The 2,527-nt window shown below is 36.6% G+C and carries 4 protein-coding genes; all 4 read left to right on the top strand.

The genetic code is table 11. The features are described 5' to 3' along the window. Nucleotides 1-194 precede the first annotated feature (194 nt). The 4 genes from L1286_RS23920 to L1286_RS23905 all read left to right on the top strand — a co-directional run bounded on the left by L1286_RS23920 (nt 195) and on the right by L1286_RS23905 (nt 2,418). The gene (locus L1286_RS23920; RefSeq protein ID WP_235409534.1) at nt 195-398 is read left to right on the top strand and encodes a hypothetical protein; all 204 of its coding nucleotides are present in this window, start codon (nt 195-197) and stop codon (nt 396-398) included. A 19-nt stretch (nt 399-417) separates the two neighbouring features. Further along, nucleotides 418-1,137, top strand: coding sequence for a hypothetical protein (locus L1286_RS23915; RefSeq protein ID WP_235409533.1), 720 nt, complete (start codon nt 418-420; stop codon nt 1,135-1,137). Between the two features lie 105 nt (nt 1,138-1,242). Further along, complete coding sequence (locus L1286_RS23910; protein ID WP_235409532.1) at nt 1,243-1,830, top strand: imm11 family protein; 588 nt, start codon at nt 1,243-1,245, stop codon at nt 1,828-1,830. A 135-nt stretch (nt 1,831-1,965) separates the two neighbouring features. Further along, complete coding sequence (locus L1286_RS23905) at nt 1,966-2,418, top strand: hypothetical protein (RefSeq protein WP_235409531.1); 453 nt, start codon at nt 1,966-1,968, stop codon at nt 2,416-2,418. Nucleotides 2,419-2,527 lie beyond the last annotated feature (109 nt).

Below are 2,527 nucleotides of genomic sequence, written 5' to 3'. Positions count from 1 at the left end.
GGCACAGGTTAGAGCGGTTGAAGCATTTGAGCCTTTAGGTGCTTAAGCTGAATCTTTTCTTTATTATTAATGTATTTATAAATGGATGTTTGAAACCTATAGTTGCCTATTTTGTTGAGTGTTACTCTATTTATTAACCAACAAACGCAGTTAAAGACTTTATGACACTTGTTTTTTAAAATGTGTCTGTCCTATTGTTTGCATTATTTGTAGCCACGGCTCCAGCATGGGTGGCTGTTGCGGCTGTTGCGGCTGTTGCGGCTGTTGCGGCTGTTGCGGCTGTTGCGGCTGTTGCGGCTGGTATGGTTGTGTCAGAAGGCTTTGACTATGCAGCTAAAGGTATCCGAAGTGGTTTTGACTCATTTATCGGATATGGAGTTGAAAATTGGGGCTGGTAAAGCCCCTTTAAGGTGAAAAATGCTTAGTAGATCAGATAATAATGAGTTGATTAATTTTTTTGGTGTATTTGCTGTTGGGCTGTTTATAGGCGGTGCTATATTAATTCGGCCCTATTTTGATAGTGTTAGATTACAGGCTTACATAAGCATATTCTTATCAATGCTGTTTCTATTTGTCATAGGAGGCTTTTACTTTAACAAGAAGTCTAAATTAGCTTTTAGCTTTTTATGCTGGCAGTGTTTACTTTCGATGACTTACTTAGCTTATTTATCATCGATTATAGTATACATTTGGGGGGAATTTGGTGGTGGTTCATTAGGATTATCTGTCCTTATTATTTCGATAGCTACAGCGTCACTCTGTGGGTTTTTAATTAGAGCGCTGGAACCAATGTCAAATTTTAGAGCTGGTATTACGAAAGGTAGGTTTAAGCCTTCTACTTTCTCCTTTGATTCATCTGTTTGGCAAAAAGATGTTTCAGAGGCAAATCCTATTCTTATATTTTTTGGGTTTAAAAAGAAAGAAGGTGATAGCTTTCAAAGTACTATTCGTAAAGGTGGTACATGGTCAGCTATTGCAGCTTCATTAGCGATTATTATGCAAACGAGTGGAAATGGAGCATTATTTGAAGTTCTTATTTTGACATTAGGTGCAGTAGCTTTTGGTTATATGTTTTCATTTAACTATATTGCAGACTTTTTTTTCTGCCTTAAAGCGGGTTTCTCGAAAGAAAAATAATATTGCAACTTAAGATGGGACAGGCACAAACTTATTGCATTTTTTAAAAAATGTGCCTGTCCTATTGCTTTTTGGGCCGTAACCCTTGGAAGGAATAAAATAAGTATGAAAGTTTTTCAATACAGACCTTTAGAGGGGGTCGGTGATGTTTATGTAGACGATAGGGGAATATCTGATGCAGAGTACAAAAAAAATAGGAATGTACTGACTTTTAGCGAAAAAGAAAAGATAGGAACTAAATGGATAGAGTTACCAGTTTATATCGATTATGTTGATGAGTTTTCAGGAGCTAAACTTGCTACGTCAGACATTCCATCTAGCTGTGATCAGTTGTTATGCTTTCGTGAGCACGCAAAGGATTTATTAGAGACATTTGTAAAACCATATGGGGAGTTTTTACCTTTAAGGTGTGAAGAGCAAAAGCTCTATGTATTGAATGTTTTTAATGTGGTTGATTGCTTGGATTTAGAAAAATCTGAAATTAGATTTAGAGAAGAATTGGATATGTCTGATCCTGAACCATCAATCAAAAAGCACGTGTTTGATGAGGGTAAAATATTAAGTAATGCTTTATTCCGTTTGCCATATAAGAACGTGACTAGGGTTTACTTTACGGAGAGCTTTATCAATGAAATTGAAAAGCACCAACTGACAGGTTTTAACTATCGAGCTGTATGGAGTAGCGAAGGGTAGTTAGAAACTTAACGACTTAAGGTAGGACAGGCACAAATTTTTTAGGTCAATCAAGAGTTATTAAATTACGAATTAAATCGTTATTTTGCAGGTGTTAACGAATTTGGTCTCAAAGTTGATGAAGACCTAGTAAATATGGCGTTACCTAGTATTAAAAAATCACACAGTGATCCATTTGGTGGTTTCCTAGACTCAACACCACACAATCCCTATGGATTAAGCCAAGCGCAGCGTTCTAAAGTGAATTATTTAGCAAGTAACCCTTTAATAAATGCTGAAACTTACAATGAATTAAGTTTTTATGAGCAACAGCATTATGAAATTGCACGTGATAAGCACATAATGTCATTAGCAGGGCCACAGTTGGTAGCTAGTAACGCTGATTTTGAGGCTAGCCAAAGGCAGTTAGCTGCAAAACAAAAAGCATATTTTGGAGGCCAGCGCTGGGATCAGAGAGCTGCTCAAGGAATGACTGATTCAGCCATTATATCAAGGTGGGGTAAAGTAGCCGTATTAGGATCTGGGATTACAATTGCTAATTTAAAACAACTTAAGATGGGACAGGCACAAATTTATTGCTTAAACTAGGTTCTTTGGCTACTGTTTAAATATCCAGTTAAAATGGGTTTTGAAAAGGTATGACAAGAACAAGGAAAGCATTGATAGATTTGTCCTCGACCTCTTATTATCATTTAAT

Origin of the sequence: Pseudoalteromonas sp. SMS1 (assembly GCF_021530565.1) — a bacterium.
Lineage (GTDB): Bacteria > Pseudomonadota > Gammaproteobacteria > Enterobacterales > Alteromonadaceae > Pseudoalteromonas.
This window is presented reverse-complemented; position numbering and strand designations above follow the sequence as displayed.

Excerpts from the sequence above, each read along its gene's own strand:
- L1286_RS23915 (WP_235409533.1), top strand. The coding sequence starts at position 418 with ATGCTTAGTAGATCAGATAATAATGAGTTGATTAATTTTTTTGGTGTA.
- L1286_RS23910 (WP_235409532.1), top strand. The coding sequence starts at position 1,243 with ATGAAAGTTTTTCAATACAGACCTTTAGAGGGGGTCGGTGATGTTTAT.
- L1286_RS23905 (WP_235409531.1), top strand. The coding sequence starts at position 1,966 with ATGGCGTTACCTAGTATTAAAAAATCACACAGTGATCCATTTGGTGGT.